This is a genomic window from Streptomyces chiangmaiensis (genome assembly GCF_036281785.1).
GTDB classification, from domain to species: domain Bacteria; phylum Actinomycetota; class Actinomycetes; order Streptomycetales; family Streptomycetaceae; genus Streptomyces; species Streptomyces chiangmaiensis.
The window spans coordinates 1-4,575 of the sequence record NZ_JAYWVC010000374.1 but is presented as its reverse complement, the minus strand read 5'-3'; the positions used below and the strand labels follow the sequence as shown (position 1 = coordinate 4,575).

The window sequence follows — 4,575 nt, the reverse complement described above, 5'->3', positions numbered from 1 at the left end:
CGTGATCGAACTGTCCGGCGCCCGTATCGCGCTGGTCGTCGGCGACGTTCTCGGCCACGGAATCAACGCCGCGGCCACCATGGGCCAGCTCCGCACCGCCGTGCACACCCTGGCCGCCATGGACCTGCCTCCCGAGGACCTCCTGGCCCGCCTCGACGAACAGGTCCTCCGCCTCGCCGAGGAAGACACCGACCCCGAAGACCCCTCACCCACACCCCTCGGGGCCACCTGCCTGTACGCCGTCTACGACCCGGCCACCCGGCAGTGCACGATGGCGCGGGCCGGCCACCCCCCGCCCGCGGTGATCGACCCGCACGGGCATGTCGCCTTCCCCGACCTGCCCGCCGGAGCCCCGCTCGGCGTCGGACTGGCCCCCTTCGAATCCGTGACGATGCAACTGCCCGAAGGCAGCGTGCTCGCCCTGTACACCGACGGCCTCATCGAATCCCGCGACCAGGACCTCGATGCCGGCATGGACCGCCTGGCCGCCGCCCTGGCCCGCCCCGGCCTCCCTCTGGACGACCTCTGCACGAGCGTGGCGGACACCCTGCCCGCTCTGGCACCCAACGACGACGCCACCCTGCTCCTGGCCCGCACCCGCGCGCTGGGCCCGGCCCGGACCGCATCGTGGGAGTTTCCGTCCGACCCGGCCGTCGTCGGCCGGGCCCGGGCCCTGGCCACCCGGCAATTGAAGCGGTGGCACCTGGAACATCTGGCCGAGTCGACGGAACTGATCGTCAGCGAGCTGGTCACCAACGCTATCCGCCACGGCAGCGGTCCCGTCCGTCTGCGCCTGATCCGCCACCGGTTCCTGACCTGCGAGGTGTACGACACCAGCTGCGGCTCCCCGCGCCTGCGCCACCCCCGCACCACGGACGTGAACGGGCGCGGCCTGTTCCTCGTCGCCCAACTGAGCCGCAGATGGGGCACGCGCCGCATACCCGACGGCAAACTCATCTGGGCCGAACAGCAACTGACGCCCAGATACATTGATCACTAGTTCGAGCGTCCGCGGGTCTGAGGAGCGTCCTCGCCTGCGACGTCGGTCGCACGGATGTCGAGGGTCAACGTCACCTCGCCGGACGGCACTTGATGTCGCGCCAGGCACTGTCACACCGGCCCGACACGAGCCGGCACGCTCACGGTCCCCGCGCTCACCTCGATGTCGCAGTGGTGGGGCTCGTCCATGCGAACGGACAGCCCCCGGCCCGCACCCGGATCCATGCGGACCGCCACCAGTCCGTCGTGGTGCTGCTGCCGACGGCCGACCAAGGTGTGCCCGGCTGCCCGGACGGTCGAGGGTCTCCCCGGAAGCGGTCAGGGTCAGCCATCCCGGCCGCTCCTTCAGCGACCAGGAGCCGTCCGGCCTGCGGCGCGGGGAGATCCGGTGCGGCTCCAGGTCGGCGGTGTCGAAGTCGTCCCCTACCGGAGGTGGTTCGACGGGATGCCGGGCTGCCGGGACCGGGTGCCGCTCCCGCACCGGTCCGACCCTGGGCCGGCCGTCGACCCTCTCCACCGGCGTTGCGCCTGCCCGGGGAGCCTGTCGGCCGCCCGGGGCGGGCTCAGCACAGCCGCCGGTCGGCCCTCCCGCGCAGCGGAGGGCAGGCCGGCGGGTCGCCTTCGCTACTCGCCCGCGTACGCCTTCTTGAGGGCGGCGATGTCGAGCTTGCCCATGGAGAGCATCGCCCGGGTGGTCCGGGCGGCCTTCTCGGGGTCCGGATCACCGGTCATCTCGATGAGCCCGTCCGGGATGACCTGCCAGGACACGCCGTACTTGTCCTTCAGCCAGCCGCACGGGCCCGGCTGGCCGCCGCCCTCGGTGAGCTTGGCCCAGTAGTAGTCGACCTCTTCCTGGTTCTCGCAGTAGATCTGGAAGGAGATCGCCTCGTTGAACGTGAACTGGGGGCCGCCGTTGAGCGCGACGAACTTGTGACCGTTGGCCACGAATTCGGCGGCGATCACCGAGCCCGCGGGACCCGGTCCGGCCTCGGTGTAACGGCCGATCCCCCCGATGCTGGAGTTCTTGAAGATCGAGACGTAGTAGTGCGCGGCCTCCTCGGCCTGGCCGTCGAACCAGAGACAGGTGGTGAATCCATCGGTGGCCATGAGTACCTCCTGGAGTGTGCTGCGGTCACCTGTATCGACCGATCCTGGCCCCGGAACTCATCGGCCGGACGCGTATCAATCCGGAGGGTGCTCGAACCGCGCCGAACTGGCGTCCCGACCATGACGGGGCCGCCTGTTCCTCGGCCCGGATCGACTACGAGCGGGCGCATGCGACAACGTGCGGGCCTTCTTCCGGCAGCTGCGCGAGAAGGGCTGAGCCCGCGCTCTGCCGGTGGCGAATCTGCGGCGGGCAGAGAAACCGCCTCCGGGCACCGCCCGCGATCGACAGTGGAGTCGACGGCTTCCACACCACGGCAAGGAGACCCGATGACTCCACTCACCACCCGCTCGCCCCGCGCGCAGGAGGGCGACACTCCACCCAGCCGCTTCGACGACCATCTCGCCGCACAACTGCTCGCCCAGCGGATCGTCCTCCTGGGCACACAGGTCGACGAGGTCTCAGCCAACCGTGTGTGCGCACAGCTTCTCCTGCTGTCGGCCGAGGACCCACGCACCGACATCAGCCTCTGCATCAACAGCCCCGGCGGGTCCGTCACGGCGGGGCTCGCCATCTACGACACCATGCGGCTCATCCCCAACGATGTATCGACTCTGGCGATGGGCTTCGCCGCCAGCATGGGGCAGTTCCTGCTCACGGTGGGCACCCGGGGCAAACGGTTCGCGCTGCCGAACGCGCGGATCATGATGCACCAGCCCTCGGCCGGTATCGGCGGCACCACGGCCGACATCGAGATCCAGGCGGAGAACCTGGAGTACACCAAGAAGGCCATCGAGCGGATCACCGCCGAGCACACCGGGCAGAGCGAGGAGGTCATCGCGCGGGACGGTGACCGGGACCGGTGGTTCACCGCCGAGCAGGCCAGGGACTACGGGATGGTGGACCGGGTGGTGGAGTCGCTCGCCGATGTCCGCCCGGCCGCCTCGCGCCGACGGATGGGGCTGTGACATGGGGTCGTACACGGTTCCGTACGTCATCGAGCGGACCGCACAGGGTGAGCGGTCGTACGACGTCTTCAGCCGGTTGCTCAATGAGCGGATCATCTTCCTCGGCACCGAGATCGACGACGGTGTCGCGAACGTCGTCATCGCGCAACTCCTGCATCTGGAGTCGGCGAATCCGGAGCACGAGATCTCGATCTACATCAACTCTCCGGGGGGATCGTTCACTTCACTGATGGCGATCTACGACACGATGACGTTCGTGCAGGCCCCGATCTCCACGTTCTGCGTGGGGCAGGCCGCCTCCACGGCGGCGGTGCTGCTGGCGGGCGGGGATCCCGGGCGGCGGTTCGTGCTCCGGCACGCCCGGGTGCTGCTCGGCCAGCCGGCCAGCGGGGGGCGGCAGGGCACGGTCTCGGACCTCAGCCTTCAGGCCAAGGAGATGGTCCGTATCCGCGCCCAGGTGGAGGAGGTTCTCTCCCACCACACCCACCACGAGGTGCCGACCCTGCGGGCCGACATGGACCGGGACAAGGTGTTCACCGCGCAGGAGGCCGTCGCGTACGGGCTCGCCGACGAGGTGCTCAGCCGACGGCTCGCGTTCGTCTGACCCGGCGCGCGGGCGCGGCACCTCCCCGAGCCGATCAGGCGGCGAGGCACAGACCGTCGTACTGCGCCGTCGGCGACGTACGGCCCCGGCCGGACCGCAACCGGGCGTGCCGCGTCAACTCGTCCTGGGCGAGCGAGAGCAGATCGGCAAGGCCCAGCCCGAGCGCCTGGGCGGCGGCCGCAAGGACTTCGGAGGAGGCCTCCTTGCGGCCCCGCTCGAGCTCGGACAGGTACGGCATCGAGATCCTGGCCGACTCCGCGACATCCTTGAGCGTGCGTTCCTGCGCGAGTCGCTCGCGCCGCAGCACATCGCCGACGAGGTCGCGCCACAGCGGCTCCCTCGGGGCCGGGGTCCGCGGCGTCCGCTCCGGCTGCTCCGGAGGCCGGGCCGGTCCACCGGTGCGGGGCGGCGCGGTCTGCGGACGCAGGGGAATGACGCGGGCTTCGTTCGGCGCATGATTGCTCACCCCTTCAGCCTAGGGATCCGGGGCGCCACGGAAAGGGACCGGCATTCCGCCCTGGGTGAATCCCGCGTCGTGGGACCGCCACGCGGATCGTCATCGGGGCGGACCAACATGTCCCACCACCCGAACTTCCGTTCCGCCGAAGGGGACGAGCCGTGTTCCGTTCCGGTGAGATCCGTCATGGCACGGACGTCGGCCGCACTTCGCGGGAGCACCACCCGTTTTCGCGCCCACGCTCCCCCTGTCGCGCCGGCCCGGGCCCTCTCAGCGCGGCCGGCGTCCAGGGGGTTGTCGCGCGGGAGCCCACATGGTCTGCCCAGTCCGGGGTACACGCGCACACACGACGCCTGGACAACGCCCGAGAGGTCCAACATTGAATCCTCCCCCAGCTGAAGCAGGGGGATTCCTGGCTCACGTCGGCTGCGGGTCAGCGACC

5 protein-coding genes and 1 pseudogene are annotated in these 4,575 nt (G+C 70.4%); 3 read left to right on the top strand and 3 right to left on the bottom strand.

Features of this window, described 5'->3' with window-relative positions:
* On the top strand, positions 1 to 1,000 hold a 1,000-nt coding region (locus tag VXC91_RS42725), incomplete at its 5' end, for an ATP-binding SpoIIE family protein phosphatase (protein WP_329512746.1).
* Between the two features lie 324 nt (positions 1,001 to 1,324).
* Here the strand turns inward: VXC91_RS42725 and VXC91_RS42720 are convergent.
* A pseudogene (locus tag VXC91_RS42720) lies at positions 1,325 to 1,480 on the bottom strand (glycoside hydrolase family 43 protein); the annotation flags it as partial.
* A gap of 143 nt (positions 1,481 to 1,623) precedes the next feature.
* A complete protein-coding gene (locus VXC91_RS42715; protein ID WP_329512745.1) occupies positions 1,624 to 2,106 on the bottom strand; it encodes a VOC family protein in 483 nt (160 codons plus the stop codon).
* Between the two features lie 327 nt (positions 2,107 to 2,433).
* Here VXC91_RS42715 and VXC91_RS42710 point away from each other — a divergent pair, with 327 nt between their 5' ends.
* A complete protein-coding gene (locus VXC91_RS42710; protein WP_329512744.1) occupies positions 2,434 to 3,072 on the top strand; it encodes an ATP-dependent Clp protease proteolytic subunit in 639 nt (212 codons plus the stop codon).
* Between the two features lies 1 nt (position 3,073).
* A complete protein-coding gene (locus VXC91_RS42705; protein ID WP_329512743.1) occupies positions 3,074 to 3,676 on the top strand; it encodes a ClpP family protease in 603 nt (200 codons plus the stop codon).
* A 34-nt stretch (positions 3,677 to 3,710) separates the two neighbouring features.
* On the opposite strand, the gene VXC91_RS42700 is transcribed toward VXC91_RS42705, so the two are convergent.
* Positions 3,711 to 4,142: a helix-turn-helix domain-containing protein gene (locus VXC91_RS42700; RefSeq protein ID WP_329512742.1), complete on the bottom strand. Its 432-nt coding sequence runs from the start codon at positions 4,140 to 4,142 to the stop codon at positions 3,711 to 3,713.
* Between the last annotated feature and the right edge of the window lie 433 nt (positions 4,143 to 4,575).